We start from the raw sequence: 18762 nt of genomic DNA, 5'->3' as shown, positions 1-18762 counted from the left end.
ATTAGTTGCACGACGTTGTTATATGGCTTAGTGAAGTTTACCATTCGCGTTCCAAGGCGGCAAAGAGGATAACGAGCCGTATTCAGGCAGGTTATCAATTGGTGGGTGATTAGACAAATTAAATCGCTTTCTTATTATTGAATATGGCTATTTACTCAGTATTGCTTTCTTTTTGGAGCATGCATAAAACACCGGGTTGTCCCACAACCCGGTGTCCTGAACTTAAATAAATGGTGTACTTATTTATCTTTACTCCAAAGCCGCAATCTTGCCAGCAAGCTCTTCCCAAACCTGTGGCTGCTCACCGCCCATAAGCGCATGCTCCATGCCACGAGTCGTCTCCAGCATTTGCTCTCGAAGCTGAGCTTTCTGCCACATTTGCTCCTCCTGCATCAGCGTAACGTAAAAAGAAGACATTCGTTCTCGTTGCAGATCCACAGCTTCCCCGATTCGCTCGCGTAATATCGGCTCCAGTTTGGTTTGTAGATTCGCTCGACCAGTTCCTTCAAAGAATAGCTTTGGATTTTTAAAGCTATTCCAATAATCCTTCCAATGAATGGACTCCTGCAGGGAAATTTCATTCAGCTCGGGAACAGCCCATTTTCTGGATTCAGGAATTGTGCAATCTAGTCCTGGCAACTGATGGTTCATGTGTTCTACGCATTGTTGTATAGCCTTGTGCACCAAAATTTGTCCCGTTTTTTCTAGCCGAAGTGTGGTTGCCAGTAATTCCTGAGACAGCTCCAGTTCGATTAAACGCATCAGTTCACGACCACAAGATGCAAAAGCCGAACGAAGATCACCTACTCCTTCACGCAGAACAGATGGATGAAACGCCTCTGCCATAAATTCTCCAGTCCGATAGGACAGCCTTTGACGTACATGATACAGCAGTTCATCGGTTTCGCCCGATAACACAGATGCACCGTTGCTGTCAGTCAGGTCTAGGAGCGTATGCTCCAATTCCCCGCGGATGCGAGTTAATCGCTCGAATCGGATCTCACGTTCTTCCACGCTATACCGGGCATCGGCTGCATGTTGCTCTATGCGGTTCCGCAGCCGGCTCAGTTCCTGCATAGCAGAAGCAATGGACAGACCTGCCAGCTCTTCGGCTGCAAATGCCGAGAAATCATCTTCAAATGCATCAAAACGTGAAGCTGAACGCAATGAAGCCTCTCCCTGTTCGGCAGCTTCCAACGCCAGTATACTGGAAAGCGGATAAATGCGTGGCTTTCGGATTCCATTCGCCTGTAGTTGTTCCTGTACATGCCGGGTAACAGAATGAAGTTCTTCTTCAGAAGAAGCTAGATCTGATGCATTCACAATAAAAAACGTCTGATCGAGCGCCAAGGTCTCTTTAACTCGACCTAGTTGGTTCAGGAACTGTCGGTCGCCTTGCGTAAACGCATGGTTATAATAGGTGACAAATACAAGAGCGTCCGCATGCTTCATATAGTTGAAGGTCACGCCTGTGTGCCGTGCATTCACAGAATCCGCTCCAGGCGTATCCACTAGCACGATGCCCTGACGGGTCAGAGCGCAATCATAATAAAGGTCGATATGCTCCACAAAGCATGATTTGTGCTCAGACGCAACAAAATCCCGATATTGCTCTAAATCCACCTGAAGCTGTTGTCCCAGCAAGCTTTCAGCTTCTTCCCATCCCGCTGCGGCAGCCTTCAAAAAACTATAATGAGGCCTACCCGCAGGATGGATGCCTTCCGGAGATAAAGCATGAACGGCTTCTTGCCAGCCTGCTCCCGCTGGTTCCCCCAATCCTAATAGCCGAAATGAGTATTTAAGATCTTCCCGCAACGCGTCCACTGATTTCATATGGACGTCAGCCGTGGCATGGCGCTCAGCACTTGCAGGCGCCATTATGCGGTTAATCGCCGCTGTCGTCGGATGCGGCGATACGGGCAACACAGCTTCACCCAGCAAAGCGTTGGCGAAACTAGATTTCCCAGCGCTGAACGCTCCGAACAGCGCCAGCGTAAACTGCCCACCCTCCAGCGCAGCGGCGCGGGCATGTAAATCCCGTACCGCTGTTTGCATGGCAGGGTATGGGCTTACCAGGGCAGCGGCGGCCTTCAATCGGGCCGCTACTGCATCCAGCCGCGTGCGGCGGCCTCCGGCGGCAGGCTGTGCTGCCGCCGTTCCTGCTAGCGGCTGCGCCGATGCGTTCCGCGAGCCAGCGATACCAGGACGCGCAACGCCCGTTGGCGTCGCAGCTGGCGAGGCAGCAGCGGAGGTATCGGACGCAGGTGCAGGCGCGTCCGCACGGGGCAACCCGCTTGGCGCGGAAGCCTGCGGCAGCAAGCTGCGCAGCAGGCTGGCGTGCGAAGCCGAGGCTTGCACGCGGGTGCTGTAGCGGCTCGCCGCCTCCGCCTGCGCCAGCAGCGCAGTGCGCGCATCCGCGAGAGCCGCGCGGCGGGCTTCGGCTCGCACTGCAAGCTGGGCCAGCAGGCGGTCTACTAGCGTAAGCGCCTTGCGGCGGCAATCGGCGGTCACAGCAGCACGTAGATCCTTGCAATAGTTCAACGTATACTCCGGCGACAACGCATTTTCCTTCACCGTCTGCTCTACCAGTTGCCGATCCGTTACAGGGCGGATGTCATCCAGCTCCTGCTCCATCGCAGCGGACCACAAACCCTGACCGTCACCCCAAGACCTCAGTAACTCCCGCACATGAGGAAGCAATTGTCCCTCCACCTGATCAGTCAGCATTCCTGTCAGCCGTTCCAAACGGCTTTCCTTTTCTCGCTCAGTCTTTCCTCCTGCAAACCATAGTCCTGTTTTGAAGCCCGGCTTGCGGCTCTCTAAGTATTCGCTTGCCGCTTCACGTAGCTCCGCTGGCGTCAAATGTGCGTGTTCCAGTAGATGATCCAGCTCTTGACGCAGTCGTTTACGCTCCTGCTCCGGAAGCATCTTCCAGTGTTCATCTTCTTGCTGCAAGGTTTTCTGCTCTATATCCAGGCGCAAAATGGCTTCTTCTCCACCTGCTTCTTTTAGCAGTGTGTTCAGTTCCTCTTCTTCAGCTGCCTGCACAGTCTCCACATGTTGCTCTACCAAATGGTGCATAGAGGACACTAAACTGTATGCTAAAAGCTCTGTTTTTCGCTCCAGCAATTTCGGGATCAGGTGCGTCAACTGTTTCCACTGGTTCCATGGATGATTCTGCTCCTTCAAGGAAGTAAAGAGGATATCCGTATAATGAACCTGCCAGGCATGAAAGCTAGTCTCCACCTCATTACGATAACGTGTAAATGAAAGCTCTCGCTCCCGGTGTTTATCGATTTGATTGATGATCAAATATAACGGCTTGCCCCAATCCGACAAACTTTTGGCAAAGGACAAATTATTTTCAGATTGGACATGGTTGTAATCCATCACATAAAAAACAATATCTACCCAATGTAAAGCAGAATGTGTCGCCAGCGCATGTCCGTGGTCTGTGGAATCTACGCCTGGTGTATCCAGCAACACTCCTCCGCTAGATAATATGGGAACATCCTCCCACACTTGAACCGATTCATAGGCTCCACCATTTTTACAATACTCAGCAAGCTCGGACAGGGAGGCCTCCACGATTTCCGGCTCTGGATTTTCCGCTGATTTGGCTGGATGAATGAGCGCTCTCGGACGCCCATAACGGATGGACACTACATTAGCGCTCGTAGGCACCGGTCCAGATGGCAGCACGGTTTTACCACATAGGCTGTTAATCAAGCTCGATTTACCCGCTGAAAAATGTCCACAAAAGGCAATGGTCAGCTCCTGCACATATGCTTTTTCCAGCAGATCACCTATCGCCTTCGCTCCCGCTTCGTCCCCGGCTTTACGCAATGTATTCTGTATCTGTTCTATCGTATCCAACCACTTTCCCGCATCTCCTGTAATCGTTTGCATCATAAGCTACGGTTCCACTCCTTATCACTTGTCTGCACCAAATAGCTATATTGTAGCATTCCTAAGCCGTTGTGAGAATCATCACATCAAAAAAACTAAACAGCGCTCCCCGCCAGTACCTGGCTTTAGGGAACGCTGTTTTTGTACATGATAATAATAAGTTCATTTTATTCTGTCCAAAACGGATCATTAGGAATAAGTATTTTGGCAACCGAATGCATTTCATCAAAGCCCCCTTAAAGGACAACGACGAAGTAAGATATGTATACAACGGGTGAGCCTACTCATCACGTACATTAACCTTTTGGAACCTGGGGAACGCATACCATTATTCAGGGTGCAAAATGTATGCACACTTCATTGGAATAGGCTCTAGCCATATCAGATGGTCTGCAAGGTTCATGTATAATGCGCCTTCGGGCTGGTTAAACCAGCCGAGCCGCCTACACCGGAACATGCAACGCATGTCGTCCGCTAATTGAACTTAATTGGCTGCAGTCTCAAGCACTGGCAGCAAAATTTCAAATACTTGACCATGCTGTAAAATCGTAATCCCACGGGATTTGTCCTTCATTACGACCACTTCTGGCTTTTGTGACATACGCTCCAGATAATGCTCAGGTACATCACCGGAATGACTAACCGTGATTCCCTCAAGCTCACGCTCTTCGTTTTCAGCAAATTCTGTTGTTACAATTTGCTCAAAAATATCAGAGAACGCTTCAAAATTGTCTGTATATACCGAAATGCACTTCATACTCTTCATCCTTTTCTACACATAAATGGTTAAACCCTTTGTTACCTCTGTGGGTCTTTAAGCTCTACGTTCCTTATCTTTTCTGATAAGAGACGTTTTCATACGTTTCTTGCCTTCCCTGCACACATCAAGCAACGGACATACCTGACATTGAGGATTTTGAGCTTTGCAATGGTAGCGTCCGAAAAAAATAAGCCTGTGGTGGGTCAAAGACCATTCATCCCTAGGTACCCTCTTCATCAGCTTTTTTTCCACCTCAAGCACTGAATCATCCCACCCTGCAAAACCGAGCCGTTTGGAAATACGCTCTACATGCGTATCTACCGCAATAGCTGGTACATTAAAAGCAGTAGATACTACGACGTTAGCCGTCTTGCGGCCGACACCGGGTAGCTTAACCAGTTGATCGTGCTCTGAAGGTATCTCTCCCCCGTACTGGTCTATTAAAATACGACAGAGGTTATGAATATGCTTGGCCTTGTTTCGGTACAAGCCGATTCTGCGAATATCCTGCTCCAGTTCCTCAAGAGGAACAGCCAAATAATCCTCAGGTGACTTGTATTTTTGAAACAGGTCTGCCGTTACTTTATTGACCATCTGATCGGAGCATTGAGCAGACAATAACACGGCGATCGTTAATTCAAAAGCATTGTCATGGTTCAACTCACAATGGGCATCCGGAAACATCGTACCGATGGTGTCCAATATATGACGTGCGGTTGCTGCATTCACGGAAATCCTACCTCCTACCAAAAAAAACGTCTTGATACGGGATAGCCCGCATCAAGACGGTCACTCTAAATAATCATCCGGAAAGAAACGAATACTATTTGTGCATGACTGCCTGCATAGGCGAGAAATACACTCCTATATTATCATTATCTGTCACAGATTGCACGTGAAAAGTGTGTAAATCCCCAAGAAATTTTCATACCGTCTGATCGGTTAGCGACTCATGGGATGATCCAAATCTACATGTCCCATTAAGGACTCCAGAGATTGCCCATCTACGAGCAAATCCAGCGTTTTGACTTCCTTGAATTGGAACATCGTTTTCTTCAAGGCATCGATAGCCAATTCCTCGCCGCCAGCTCCCAATCGAGCCTCGTCCGGCAGGGAAATATCAAAAGTCAATGCACCGTTATCCAATTTGATCTTATGCACGGAAATTTTCTCGGACCACAACGGGATTAGAGCAGAATCCCCACTCTTTTGCAGAGCTTCAAACGCTTTTTGCAATTTTTCCAGCTCGCTTGGATAGGTAATTTCCTTTTTCTGTTCTTTCAAGCCGTTCTCTTGTGTATCCGTATAGTACACCGTAATCTGCTGTGTTTGTCGATCACCTGAATTTTCCGTGTCCGTCTTGGTCTTTGTAGGCTCTGTTGACGGAGATGCAGGTGTTTGACTCGCTCCGTTATTCTCAGCAGACTGAGCCGATGGATCAGGGGTCGTCTGTTCAGGTGTACTATTTTGTGCATTAGAAGTTTGTGTTTCCTGAGATGGAGTCGCAGGAGCCGATGTTTGCTTAGAGGCACACCCTGCACCTGCAATGGCGAACAATGCCAGCAGGCCTGCAATTACGATTTTCTTGTTCATATGTCCCCCTCCTTGCTTGACGTTGACAAGCGATTTGTTGAAGATTTATTTTACGTCGAGATACTCTGTGATTCCATCTGCAATCCCTTGAGCTACCCGATTTTGAAAATCTTCATCAAACAGTGTGGCTTCCTCTTTTGCATTACTCAGATATCCTACTTCAAGCAATACGGCTGGCATAGTCGTTTCCCGAATTACATGGAAATTGCCATAACGAATGCCTCGGTCTGTCAGACCCGTCGCAGGAGCAAAGTACTTATGCATAACGTTAGCGAACGCTTTGCTTGCACTACGCTGGTAATACGTCTCTGTACCGTTGGAAGCTGAGCTACCGCTGCTGTTAGCATGAATGGACACGAACACGTTAGCATTAAGGTTTTCAGCTACTTTTACGCGCTGTTTAAGCTCCAAGAATGTATCATCACTGCGTGTCAGCACAACCTCAAGATTGGGGTTCTGCTTTAATATGCTTTCTACTTTCAGAGCCATAGCCAGGTTGAAGGTCTTTTCATAATTTTTTCTCGACACACCAACTGCACCTGAATCTTTTGCTCCATGACCAGCATCAATAACAACGACTTTTTTACCATTGCTGTTAGTTGGTGATGTCTGCGTGTCATCCGGCTGTGAGCCATCTGGTAACGTTGCGTCTGGCGTGGTATTCACTGAATCCTTGGAAGCCAGATCGACGATAACACGATTCGTTCCATCATTATATGCGGTATAATTCATGGCATGTTTCAAATCAATAACAACGCGCACCGTTGAAGGTTCCTTTTGGAACAAAGCATACCGGATACCGGACACATCCGCTTCATTCTCAATGTCCAGCGAACCATTTAAGTTGCTATCCAGCTTTTGCTGGTCTCCAAAATTGTCAGCAAACGCAGTCGCCGGCAAATCCACCACTACCCGATCAGGGCCTGTCATCGTAAACGCTTTCGGCTTGACGGCACTGGCTGTGGTGATGGTTAAACGGTTTTGGCTGAAACTGACTCCCTGCACCTGTGTAACACCTGAGTTCGCATTATTCGTTGGTGCAGTTACACTTCCAGTACCTGTACTGTTATTTCCAGACTTGGGAGGTGTAAATTCCCCGTTTCCAGACCCGCTACTGCGGGTATATAATTTTACGGACTTGGAGCTGCTGTCCCATTTTACGTCCAGTCCCATTTGCTCGCCGATAAAACGAAGCGGTACAAGGGCATAATTGGAACGCAGCAGAGGCGAAGCATCCAGACTAATGTCGCTTCCATTGACAGTCGCCGTCTTACTTCCGATTATCATTCGGATCGAGGTACTGTCCTTCTCAATCGTTATGGTTCGCGCCTGCTGCTTCCATGTCACGTCATATCCCAAATTTTCAGAAATTACGCGTAGCGGGACCATTGTACTTCCGCCAATTACTTGTGCCTTAGCACCACTAGGGACACTTAACTGTTGATCGTCGAGATAGATTTGTGTTCCACTCGAAGCCGCATGTCCATAACCCGGAACCGCCCACATGAAGACAAATAATAACAATAAAAAACCAAATTTCTTCATTCGTCACCCTTCCATTCATAATTTTTTTGCCACATGCTCCGGTGCGGCGACCTGATATACGCGCTTATGTAATATCAGACAACCTTTTAGACGTTATCTCACACCAAAAGTTGCGAATATATTCCATCATAACAGAAATATACGTGCCAAAGAACTATTTTTGTCGAATTTTGACTAAAAATATAGATCATTCGTTTTCCGTCCAAAGTCACAGCTGAAAAAACTGAAAAAGCTACTTTTCACCCCCATGAATTTTCATTAAAAGGTGGAAAGTAGCTTTTAATGCTAACATCCTTAGTTAAGTGATTCAGTTGCTCCTGTGCCCGTTCCAAGATACTCCTTCAACCCATCGACAATACCTTCGGCAATCTTCTCCTGTGTTTCTTCTGTAAACATGGCTGCTTCATCGGATAGATTACTAAGGTAGCCACATTCCAGCAATACAGCAGGCATTTGTGATTTTCTCGTCACTGCATGGTTTGCCACCCTGATGCCATTATCCTTAAATCCGGTAGCCGCTACAAGATATTTATGCATCATCTTTGCCAGTGCCAAACTGTCCTGGCGTGCATAATAGGTTTCAGACCCATTGGTTTTTCCTTTATCTGAAGCTTGCATACTATTACCATGAATAGATACAAACACGCTTGCCTGCTGAATATTAGCGAGTTGTGGTCGTTCATCCAGCGTGGGATACGTATCTCCATTGCGAGTCAATACGATTTGAATGTCAGGATCATTTTGCAGAAGCTGCTCGACTTTTAACGCTACCGCCAATGTAAACTCCTTTTCATGTCGCCCAGTCACACTACCTGCTCCAGGGTCTTTGCCACCATGTCCTGGATCAATGACGACGATTCGTCGTCCTTCGACATTCGTTGGTGTTACCGCTACTGGATTCACACTATGCTCACGCAATTGAAGGGTGATATTGCCTATGCCATTGGTTGATAGATCGTAATCACGTGCTTGATTTAAAGCAATGACAATGCGTACGCCCCCATTCGGTCCATCTGTGGGAGCAAATCTAATTTCCTGCACATCCTCACTGTTACTATTCGTCAGCGCCCGCGTGCCATCGCTACGAATCGGGAATGGCTGAAGAAAATCAGTCGTCATTGAAGCACCTGGTAAATCTACAACAATACGGTCAGCCTCCGTCATTTTGGATACTTTAGGGGTAATATCTTTGTTCAAAGAAATCTTTAACGTCTCACCCTCAAAAGTAATATTTTGTACAAGCAACGCATTCGCTGTGGTCTGTTCTGTATTCTGCTGCTTGGATGGTGAAGATGTAGCTTCAGTATGCTTGTCTGCTTCAACTGGGGTTATTGTCGTCGCTGTTGCTGAAGACGTTTTATTGGTGCTAGTTGTACTCTGTGTTGACGTTTGCGACGATGGTTGGGATTGAGACTGTTTATTCGCTTGTTGAGTTGCAGCCTTTTGACTGAGATTTACGGATTTACTTTTATTATTCCAATCTACTTTCAGCCCCATTTGCTCCCCAACAAAACGCAATGGAACCATGGTCGAATTGCCCCGAAGTACAGGAGGCGCATCCAGACTTACTGTTTTTCCATTCACATCAGCCGATGTACGGCCTACATACATAGACATATCGGTACTGTTTTTTTGGATTGAGATTTTATAGGCTTGTGGTTCCCACTTGAACTGATACCCCAGCTGCTCCCCAACCACCCGAAGCGGTACCATGATTTTTCCATTGACCATTTCAGGTTTGGCATCCGCAGGCGCTTCCACTCTTTTGCCATCCAAAAACAAATCTGCTCCAGCCGCATTCACATGAGGGGAGGACGGCCACAACCAAATCAAGATAGCCGCTAGTATCACCCAACCATATTTCTTCATCCTCATTCCCCTAACTTATATATGTATTTTTTGGTATTTCTCACAGACACAGTCCTTCAAACCAATTTACATTTACAATACCATGCTGAGTCGAACCGTCAACCCCTTATTTTCCAATTTATTGTTTGAGCATAATAAAAGCCCGCAGGCAAAAGAATTGCCAGTACGGGCTTTCTGTCTAACAAATGAGCAAGCTATATGGCTTCGTATTGATACTGAACTGGGAAATATGATTATGCGCCTTGTTTCGCAGCGCGTCTTTGTTCATACGCCAGAATTTCAGATTCATGCTGGAGTGTCAGGCCAATATCGTCCAAGCCTTGTAGCAGGAACTGACGGCGATGTTCATCCAGATCGAATTCAATTTTCAGACCATAGTCGTCAGTGATTGTTTTTTCATTCAGGTCTACGTTCAATTGGTAGTTATCATGCTGCGCCGTACGCTGAAACAATTCCTCTACTTGCTCTTCAGATAGCTTGATCGGCAATATACCATTTTTAAAACAGTTATTATAGAAGATATCTGCATAAGACGGTGCAATTACGCAACGAAACCCATAGTCCATAATCGCCCACGGCGCATGCTCACGTGAGGAGCCGCAGCCAAAGTTAGCGCGAGAGATCAGCACAGACGCTCCTGCATAACGAGGCTTGTTGGGTTCAAATTCAGGATTGACATTGCCGGCTTCATCAAACCGCCACTCGTAGAACAGAAACTGTCCAAAGCCCGTACGTTCAATTCGTTTCAAAAACTGCTTAGGTATGATAGCATCTGTGTCCACGTTTACCCGATCCACAGGGGCTACAATTCCTTTTAATGTTGTGAAAGCTTCCATCGTAATTCCTCCTCTGTGGTCCTAGCGGACTACTTCTTCCTGCTTGAATTTCCAATCCCGTACATCAACAAAATGTCCATGAATCGCCGCAGCGGCTGCCATTGCTGGAGATACCAGATGAGTCCGTCCTCCGCGTCCCTGACGACCTTCAAAGTTACGATTAGAAGTCGAAGCACAACGCTGTCCCGGTTGCAGTACGTCTGGATTCATCGCAAGACACATACTGCATCCCGCTTCACGCCACTCAAATCCTGCTTCTTTAAAAATGACGTCCAGTCCTTCTTCTTCAGCCTGAATTTTCACACGACCCGAACCTGGTACGACGATGGCCGTTACTTTGTCAGAAACCTTGTAACCTTTGGCAACCTCAGCGGCTGCACGCAAATCTTCAATTCGCCCGTTGGTGCAGGAGCCGATAAACACATAATCAATCGCAATATCCGTGATCGGAGTACCTGGCTTCAAATCCATATATTCAAGCGCTTTTTCAGCCGCTTTACGTTCGTTTTCGGTTGGCAGTTCTGCCGGAATCGGTACGGTTGAGGAAATATCTGTACCCATTCCCGGGCTAGTGCCCCAGGTTACTTGCGGAATCAAAGCATCTACGTCAAACTCCAGCACGACATCAAACTCAGCACCTTCATCTGTGACAAGCTCTTTCCACTCAGCAACCGCTTGCTCAAAAGCAGCTCCTTGTGCTACATGTTGACGTCCACGCAAGTAGTTGAAGGTGGTTTCGTCCGGTGCAATCATTCCTGCTCTGGCTCCGCCTTCAATGGACATGTTACACACAGTCATGCGCTCTTCCATGCTCAATTCGCGGATAGATTCACCTGTGTACTCAATAACATAACCTGTAGCGAAATCTGTACCGTATTTGGCGATGACACCCAAAATCATGTCCTTTGCTGTCACACCAGGTTTGCGGCGGCCTACAAAGCGAACTTCCATCGTTTTGGCTTTGGCTTGCTGGAGACATTGTGTTGCCATTACGTGCTCTACCTCACTGGTTCCGATACCAAAAGCGAGCGCTCCGAACGCCCCATGTGTGGAGGTATGGCTATCACCACAAACAATCGTTTTGCCCGGATGAGTCAGACCAAGTTCAGGTCCCATAACGTGAACGACACCTTGATCAACCGTATCCAAATCATACAGTGTGACACCGAAATCACGGCAATTTTGAGTTAATGTATCGATCTGCTGCTTGGAAATCGGGTCCGTAATATTGTAACGGTCCTTAGTCGGTACGTTATGGTCCATCGTTGCAAACGTAAGCTCTGGACGACGCACCTGACGGCCGCTAAGACGTAATCCTTCAAACGCCTGTGGCGATGTTACCTCATGTACGAGGTGAAGATCAATGTACAAAATACTCGGCTTACCCGCTTCCTGATAGATGACATGGTTATCCCAAATTTTCTCGAACATGGTCTTTTTACTCATCATTATTCACCCCTGTGTTTTTCGAACCTAGTGGAGAGAAGCTAACGGCTCTCTCTTGAATGTCAACAATATACCACGGGATGTTTGATTGGTCTAAGATATGATATCTATAGAAGTGATAGGTTAAGGCTATAAGGCTGGTGAAGGTGAATATAGGCGGTTCATTGCACTGTTTCTCTATCAGCTCTTAATTAGTAAAAACATTCGACTAAAATTCGAAGGTTAAAAAAGGGTTATACAAATGGATGAATACGATGAACTCTGTGGCCCTTTCTAATGTACTGCCAATTATTACATTAAGAATTTGTGTGAATATTCATACTGTGAAAGCTGAATCAGTTATATATTCTCAGATATTGTTGACAAAATAAGGAATAAACTTGTACAATCAGGAAAATATTTTGTTTAGATTCCATTCTTCGTCGGTAACAAGGATATTGGAACTCGTAATAAGAATCATCTTAGCAATTGCTTTAATGGTTCTTTTTTTCCTCTACTTTTGCAAAACTGTTTGTATTTGATTTTGTTAGCTCTTAATAACTATATAAAGTATAAAACGAAATACAGTTATATAATTTGATATAAATCACAGGTAATTAACAAGAAAGCAAGAATTTTATAAATATCCTCCTGATGCGTTTGGTTGCAAAAAAATAGAAAACCGACTACGAGATTCAGCCGAAGAAAACATTCACATCCTAAAAAGGAGTTGGAATGATGAAACAAAATGGAATATCCGTTGAACACTACACTCCAATTTTGATTGTCGGTACGGGGATCTCAGGACTTACTGCTGCTTATTATTTGTCAAAAAACAATATCAAGTACACGATTGTAACAAAAAAGAGTGCACCCAAACAAAGCAACTCCTTTCTTTCAGCAGCAAATACACGTGTTCCCTCAGAGAATGAAATTAATCATATTATTAATCTTACTATTGATAAATGTGGAGCAGATCGATCCGTAATTGAAGCGCTATATAGGAATTCCAACATAATTATAAATTTCTTCGAAGAATTGGGTATTTCTTATGAGAAAACATCCTTTGGTATCATGCCTGAATGTATGATTAAATCACATGGGGGAAAGAAATTAATCAATTGTTTACTACAACATATTGAACAACCGATGTGTAATAAAATTTTGATACATTTGGAAAAGTACGATCACGGAATTATCGCAATATTTTATGACACACAATCAGATCAATTTATCAGAATATATACTAATTATTTGGTATTAGCTACGGGGGGATATGCAGGACAATTCTGTTTTAATGATAATTCGCCCGGTTCAACTGGTGAAACGCTAATCTTAGCTAAGAAAATAGGTGCGAGATTAAAGGGAATGTCTACAGTAATGTGTCATCCTTGGTCTATATATAACGGAAGACAAATTTTATTGGGCGGGGTTGTATCTTTGAGTCAAGGGAAAATAATAGATGAGGAAGGAGTTCAATTATTAGAAGATGAGTATATTTGTGATGCAATTGCTCGGGATGATTACCACGAAATGATTGATGAGATTTTAAAATTCCAACTAGAGTGCATCAAACAAAAAAAGGACATGTACTTGGATATGAGCCATGCTGATGAAAATGTATTAAATGAAAAATTCAAAACATATGGATTTAGTCCTAAAGTAGTTAAAAATAAAAGAATTAAAATTACACCAACGATGCACTATTCTTCAGGAGGAATCGAAATCAATGCTAATGCTGAGGCTATAAACTTGAATCGTGTTTTTGCTACTGGAGAAGCTCAATTTAATGGTGATCTTGGTATAGGAAGAATTCCTGGGCAAGCATTCGCATCAGGGATCGTTTTTGGTAAATTAATTGTTGACAAAATAGTTAATGAAGGTGTTTTCAATACTCAATATCAAACTTCATTTAAAGATCCACCTGAAACGATGCAGCTGTATTCGAAAGAAAATAATGACTTTCCGATTGAAGAGTTTCAGAAAAAGTTGTCAATTCTAATGATGGATTTGATCGCTTCCAATTCATCCGTTGTTTCTCTATCTTTCCATAAAAAAAAAATACAAGAAAGTCAAAATATATTATTAAGTAGAGCAAGAGGATCAGGAAAACGATACGAAGATATTTTAACATTATTTTTCGGATATTTTGTTGCACTGGAAATTATAGAAGATCTTGAAGCAAAGTCAGGCTTGTTGATTAACCAAAAATAGGATAAAAAGAGTCGCCTTTTCAGCTAATGGTAAGCACAAACCAACCATTCCAAAAAGAGGCGACCCTCATGAATCAGTCTACTTTATTTCAGCTGCTCCGACGTGGATCAGGCTTCGTTAAGGGGTATTACCCTACCTTCTCCGGAAAAGCCGCTGAGGTTCCTTTTGTGTGTCTAAAACGTTGTTTCACCAACTTCTTTAAGGTCGGGAATGGGCCAAACGGCGAACCTTATAGGTTCCTCAGGAACTAATGGGGCTATGCTTTAGAAATTAAATCCCTCGGTGGAGCTTAAGAATCTTTATAAATGAATTAATTTCAAGATGATTACCAGCAATATGAACAGTGCCAAGACAGCAGCTATCGATGTCCAAACTCTTCCGGTGATTCCCTCGTAGTCTCTTTTCATTTCCCCCACACGTAACGCCTCCTTTATTTTAGGGTACTCCTACTCCATAGGCTATGCGAGGTCTTGATTAAAGGAAGGGCTTCTTAACAAAAAAAGCTCAGTCGACCCATTAAGGTCAGCTGAGCTTTTTGATTTATTTAGAGTATTCACTTACTTCAAACGTAAGGATACGATCAAACAGCATGTAATCCTTGCGGCTGCTGAATGGGCCTTTATTGTTATCGTGCTTATTGATTGCGTATGAAGCTGATCCAGAACCTGCTTGCTTAGCCTCATACCATGCAATGAAGTCATTGACCTCTTGCATACTCAAATCAAATTCCTTCTCTAAGCCAGTCGTCATGGTGACTACCAGAATTGCACGATCTCCGTTTGGAGTTGGTTCCTCTGTTCCTGGATTAGGAGTGGAGCTTGACACTTTAGACATCATCTCTAATTCGCTAAGAGCTAGATACTGACTTCCATTATTGCTTGTAATATTAATTCTATAATCCTTGTATGAATTAGAATTAGAAAAAGTGAATTTTTTGGGAGTGCTATTTACCCATCCAGTGATATTTGACTGGGTATCTAGCACGTTCCAAGTCATCCCATCATTTGAGCCTTCGAAAGTCCAATTTTTAGGGGCACGGTCAGTTGCCGTTGTCTGTGGATATATAACATATTGCTCAATAACTTCGGGTTTAGGAAAGTCATATCTTAGCCAAGCAGCAGTTGTACTTGATGTCCACGCACTAGCAATAGTAGCAAATTCCTTGTTAAACGCCTCATATGCGTATGAATATTCATTACTTGCGCTTGCTACTCCAGATGGCAAAATGTTAGTTGTCATATGTGGAACTAGATTTTCTGAATACTCTGCTTCGGCTGCAAAAACATTGGATAAGGGAAGAGATAAAAGAACTAAAAATAAAATTGTTATACATGCTTTCTTCATTAAATAATCCTCCAATAGGTTTAATAGAACTAAGAATAATTTAATTGAGGAATTGTGTCTAAACATAAACTTGCTAATCTATAAATATAATCTAAATATTTGCATATTTATTTTTTAATGGGTATAAAAAAAGACCCTATCGGCTGATAACCAGTAGCGTCTCTCATCCTTATTTCACAATAAATCTCACCTTTGTACCATCACTATACTTATTTAACTGATTACTTACCCAAGATCCTGTTCCCCTGTTGTCACTAAGGGTTATGTATCGGATATCAGCACCTGCGCCATCTTCAGCGCACATCGCCATCGGTCACTCGTCGCGGTCAAATCACTTTTTTTGTAGGAACATCTTTTAAAGACTCTTGCGAGTTTCTTCAGCTCCGTCCCGGTCAATAGTACATACAGCAAAATGGCCGGCTGCTATAGCATCTTTGTTGTGTGCTCCCATTTCTGGATAGCGCGAACTCGGAAACTCCAGTGTATACTCAGCTACTGCTTGTTGGCTTGCTACCGATGGTCTATTAATATGTGGAATAATTATAAGTTTGAATTTTGTAACGGGTGCATCCTGCTAATAATTCGCATGTGGAGTCGGTATAACTAATAGAGATTGAATCGAGCCTATACCCATTTAGGAAGTTCAAGTCCTTATAACCTACTTCCATAGCTGCATAGTCTTCTTAATCATTTGCCCAAGTTTTAAATTGCTTGTTTCTTACATAATTAATGACATGCTCTGTGTAAGCTTGTGGAGTTACAACACCTTTTGGATTAGCTACGTCACTACTTGCATTTGCAAATCCTGTTCCTGTGGAAAAAGAACCCACAAAATCAATCCGCCCGAGCCCATCTTTACATCTACTCTAAATTCAAACTGCTCGAGAATAAAGAAATTCCCACAAACCAATTAAGAGACTAATTCCCTTGCTATCTTGAACGACGCATCATCCCCCCCAATAACGTCGTTTAACTAGGACAAGTTAGATGTCTCCAGGCTGTGAACGAGCTACCCCCCATGTTTCCCCATTAACTTTATAATCGCTGCCTCTCCACTGAAGTGTGTAGTATCCAGAACGCAAACCGTTGGTGATACCTTCATCAGTAGATTTCCAAGTAACTGTGGCGTGAGGAGTGATTACTAATGCATCAATATATAGTTTGTTTGAACCGTTGTGAATTAAACTCACCTTTACTGGATGATCAGAGTGATTCTTCATACGAAGTTTAACATGCCCCCATCCTTTAGGGACATTAAAGGATTCTCCTACAGTTACGCTTCCACCCGATCTTTGAGAAATGATCCGTTAATCTTGATGGCATCCGAGGTAATCTTCTCTACTGCGCTACCGTTGTCTACAACTTCCACCATATCATCACCCAACGGCTGCACTAAATATACTCTTACCTGGCTTAATGCAGCTACAAACAATCCTATATCCAACTTTAACACTGTATATGTATAATCAAGATAGTCATTCGGTGAATTCTGTGGTAATTCCTGCACTAAAGAAAGCTCTGCTAACCTTATGGTCGGCAGAGCTTTCTTTTGCTCTAGAATCCCCCAATTTGTACAAGGGTCTGAATAAGCTGCTCATGATTGTGAGCGGGTACAGTTATAAAAAACAAAAAGCTACTCGCAACAATTAACAATGCCATTTTTTTCAACATTACTTAACCACACCTTTTCAATTAGATTGGAGAACTCTGTTTTGATTTCAGGAGTCGCATGGACTTGAAAACGCATAAACAGACCAATACAATTTATAAAGTTTGTTTCATTAGTTATTATATGTGACTTTGCCATTGCATACATCAAGTATTTAAAGCCATCACTGTATTTCACCCGATGTAAATAATAATGAGCCATTTCGTAAGCAAACCATGCGAAATAGTCTGGTATTACTTGTTGGGTATATATATCAGATGATGTTGGGAGTTGAGCAAAAGAATTAATATTCGTTTCAAAACGTGAAAGGACATCATCCACATCTATTTCATATCGGTTAGCCGCTATCATAACGTTCAACAGCTTTGAGAGTTTCTCATTTTCGTTAGCGGTTGATGTTGCCGCTATATATTCAACATAGTCTGGCAGCACGCTAACATCTCCAGACAGGAGTTTATTGACGTACGTGTTACCTTCTGCCCACTGACTGAACAAGTTTACCCAGTGTTGAGTATCTTCATCAGTCTCTTTGACCCAATCTAAATTCGCATAGGCGTATGTATATAGTAGAGCTTGTTGATAATCGCCTTGGGCTTCACAAACACTAGCACACAACAAATCGGCGTAAGCAATGTATCCAAATAACGGATTTCTGGTTTCCTTTTCATGCTCCCTGTTCTTTCGATTCTTCTGCTGATGCTTTATGGAATATTGTACTTCAGCTTTCCCTCTCATTTGCCTTGCCATTTCCTCAACCTTGTCCCACTTACGCAAAGACCTGTACACGTTCGACAAATCCTTTAATGCGTCAAGTTGGTCCATTTCATCCAGACGTTCAATGTAAGGCTCAAACAACGTAGCTGCCTTGAGATTGCGGCTTTGATCGTCACCAACCTGAATCGTGAACATTCGATACTGACAGATCGCCAATCGTTCAGAATGTTGGTACTTCTCCGTTTCAGCTACCCCCTCATAGAACAGCAACGCAGCATCATGTCGTCCCTGTGCTAATAGCACTTCTGCCATATCAAATAGTTTAGGCGAATAGAGTAGGTTGTCCATAATGGTTCCTACCACTCGACGGATCGCATCCAGCTTGTCCAATTCTGCACAACGATACAAAAATGGCTCTATTCGTCTCATATTCGGGGGGGTGTCGATGATGTAGTTTTCTATAAATAGGTCGTAAAAGTAGCCTTCTGGTAAACCCATAGCCTCGGTAATGCGATCTATCTGGTTAACAGACATAGATTTATTGCCTGACACTATGCTACTTACTATCCCCCTATTCATGCCCGCTATATGCCCAAACTCCATCATGCTCAAACCTTCTTGTTTTAGATATTGTTCCAATTCTGCTCTAATCGTGGGTGTAACTTTCATAGATAAACCACCCTTCATACAGAAGTACCAATATTTATATATTATTGCATTCTATTGTTGTCCATAATTTAACAGTTGTCAATAATTTTTATTTATTTGCATCGAATGTCGAAGTATATAAAATAAGCAGTTCCAAAGAGTCACTCTGCATTGAAGTCAAATAACCCTGCCACTGTTACCGGTGAGACTTATGTTAATGGAAATATAATCCTTCA

Annotated in this window: 14 protein-coding genes and 1 pseudogene; 1 reads left to right on the top strand and 14 read right to left on the bottom strand. The window is 43.9% G+C overall.

Going from position 1 to position 18762, the window contains the following annotated elements:
* Positions 1-249 precede the first annotated feature (249 nt).
* From ACUYLD_RS07850 to leuC, 8 genes are all read right to left on the bottom strand, one after another.
* On the bottom strand, positions 250-3912 hold the full coding sequence (locus ACUYLD_RS07850) for a dynamin family protein (protein ID WP_446674725.1): 3663 nt from the start codon (positions 3910-3912) through the stop codon (positions 250-252).
* 481 nt (positions 3913-4393) lie between these two features.
* Positions 4394-4666: a hypothetical protein gene (locus ACUYLD_RS07845; protein ID WP_013310628.1), complete on the bottom strand. Its 273-nt coding sequence runs from the start codon at positions 4664-4666 to the stop codon at positions 4394-4396.
* A 57-nt stretch (positions 4667-4723) separates the two neighbouring features.
* Complete coding sequence (nth, locus tag ACUYLD_RS07840; protein WP_023989081.1) at positions 4724-5398, bottom strand: endonuclease III; 675 nt, start codon at positions 5396-5398, stop codon at positions 4724-4726.
* Between the two features lie 213 nt (positions 5399-5611).
* The gene (locus ACUYLD_RS07835; RefSeq protein ID WP_069289781.1) at positions 5612-6262 is read right to left on the bottom strand and encodes a GerMN domain-containing protein; all 651 of its coding nucleotides are present in this window, start codon (positions 6260-6262) and stop codon (positions 5612-5614) included.
* 45 nt (positions 6263-6307) lie between these two features.
* Positions 6308-7807, bottom strand: a complete 1500-nt coding sequence (locus tag ACUYLD_RS07830) for an N-acetylmuramoyl-L-alanine amidase (protein ID WP_446674724.1) — start codon at positions 7805-7807, stop codon at positions 6308-6310.
* 294 nt (positions 7808-8101) lie between these two features.
* The gene (locus tag ACUYLD_RS07825) at positions 8102-9676 is read right to left on the bottom strand and encodes an N-acetylmuramoyl-L-alanine amidase (protein ID WP_446674723.1); all 1575 of its coding nucleotides are present in this window, start codon (positions 9674-9676) and stop codon (positions 8102-8104) included.
* A 233-nt stretch (positions 9677-9909) separates the two neighbouring features.
* A complete protein-coding gene (gene leuD, locus ACUYLD_RS07820) occupies positions 9910-10512 on the bottom strand; it encodes a 3-isopropylmalate dehydratase small subunit (protein ID WP_165177130.1) in 603 nt (200 codons plus the stop codon).
* Between the two features lie 21 nt (positions 10513-10533).
* A complete protein-coding gene (leuC, locus tag ACUYLD_RS07815) occupies positions 10534-11958 on the bottom strand; it encodes a 3-isopropylmalate dehydratase large subunit (protein ID WP_069289784.1) in 1425 nt (474 codons plus the stop codon).
* 714 nt (positions 11959-12672) lie between these two features.
* Between leuC and ACUYLD_RS07810 the strand changes: the two genes are divergently transcribed.
* The gene (locus ACUYLD_RS07810) at positions 12673-14151 is read left to right on the top strand and encodes an FAD-binding protein (protein WP_446674722.1); all 1479 of its coding nucleotides are present in this window, start codon (positions 12673-12675) and stop codon (positions 14149-14151) included.
* 299 nt (positions 14152-14450) lie between these two features.
* Here ACUYLD_RS07810 and ACUYLD_RS07805 read toward each other — a convergent pair whose 3' ends face one another.
* The 6 genes and pseudogenes from ACUYLD_RS07805 to ACUYLD_RS07780 form a co-directional block, all read right to left on the bottom strand.
* Positions 14451-14558, bottom strand: coding sequence for a sporulation protein YjcZ (locus tag ACUYLD_RS07805; protein ID WP_196233322.1), 108 nt, complete (start codon positions 14556-14558; stop codon positions 14451-14453).
* A gap of 133 nt (positions 14559-14691) precedes the next feature.
* Positions 14692-15495, bottom strand: a complete 804-nt coding sequence (locus ACUYLD_RS07800; protein ID WP_446674721.1) for a discoidin domain-containing protein — start codon at positions 15493-15495, stop codon at positions 14692-14694.
* A 169-nt stretch (positions 15496-15664) separates the two neighbouring features.
* Positions 15665-16036: pseudogene (locus ACUYLD_RS07795) on the bottom strand (NucA/NucB deoxyribonuclease domain-containing protein).
* A 142-nt stretch (positions 16037-16178) separates the two neighbouring features.
* Positions 16179-16325, bottom strand: coding sequence for a hypothetical protein (locus ACUYLD_RS07790; protein WP_254349751.1), 147 nt, complete (start codon positions 16323-16325; stop codon positions 16179-16181).
* Between the two features lie 443 nt (positions 16326-16768).
* A complete protein-coding gene (locus ACUYLD_RS07785; protein WP_446674720.1) occupies positions 16769-17002 on the bottom strand; it encodes a hypothetical protein in 234 nt (77 codons plus the stop codon).
* A 126-nt stretch (positions 17003-17128) separates the two neighbouring features.
* Entirely contained in the window at positions 17129-18547 is a 1419-nt protein-coding gene (locus ACUYLD_RS07780) for a transcriptional regulator (protein ID WP_446674719.1), read from the bottom strand.
* Positions 18548-18762: the final 215 nt, after the last annotated feature.

This window comes from Paenibacillus sp. SER-28 (genome assembly GCF_052906305.1).
Note: the sequence above shows the minus strand (reverse complement) of the source record. Positions and strands in the feature narration are given on the sequence as shown.

Excerpts from the sequence above, each read along its gene's own strand:
- ACUYLD_RS07850 (WP_446674725.1), bottom strand. The coding sequence starts at position 3,912 with ATGATGCAAACGATTACAGGAGATGCGGGAAAGTGGTTGGATACGATA.
- ACUYLD_RS07845 (WP_013310628.1), bottom strand. The coding sequence starts at position 4,666 with ATGAAGTGCATTTCGGTATATACAGACAATTTTGAAGCGTTCTCTGAT.
- ACUYLD_RS07835 (WP_069289781.1), bottom strand. The coding sequence starts at position 6,262 with ATGAACAAGAAAATCGTAATTGCAGGCCTGCTGGCATTGTTCGCCATT.
- ACUYLD_RS07830 (WP_446674724.1), bottom strand. The coding sequence starts at position 7,807 with ATGAAGAAATTTGGTTTTTTATTGTTATTATTTGTCTTCATGTGGGCG.
- ACUYLD_RS07825 (WP_446674723.1), bottom strand. The coding sequence starts at position 9,676 with ATGAAGAAATATGGTTGGGTGATACTAGCGGCTATCTTGATTTGGTTG.
- leuD (WP_165177130.1), bottom strand. The coding sequence starts at position 10,512 with ATGGAAGCTTTCACAACATTAAAAGGAATTGTAGCCCCTGTGGATCGG.
- leuC (WP_069289784.1), bottom strand. The coding sequence starts at position 11,958 with ATGAGTAAAAAGACCATGTTCGAGAAAATTTGGGATAACCATGTCATC.
- ACUYLD_RS07810 (WP_446674722.1), top strand. The coding sequence starts at position 12,673 with ATGATGAAACAAAATGGAATATCCGTTGAACACTACACTCCAATTTTG.
- ACUYLD_RS07805 (WP_196233322.1), bottom strand. The coding sequence starts at position 14,558 with ATGAAAAGAGACTACGAGGGAATCACCGGAAGAGTTTGGACATCGATA.
- ACUYLD_RS07800 (WP_446674721.1), bottom strand. The coding sequence starts at position 15,495 with ATGAAGAAAGCATGTATAACAATTTTATTTTTAGTTCTTTTATCTCTT.
- ACUYLD_RS07780 (WP_446674719.1), bottom strand. The coding sequence starts at position 18,547 with ATGAAAGTTACACCCACGATTAGAGCAGAATTGGAACAATATCTAAAA.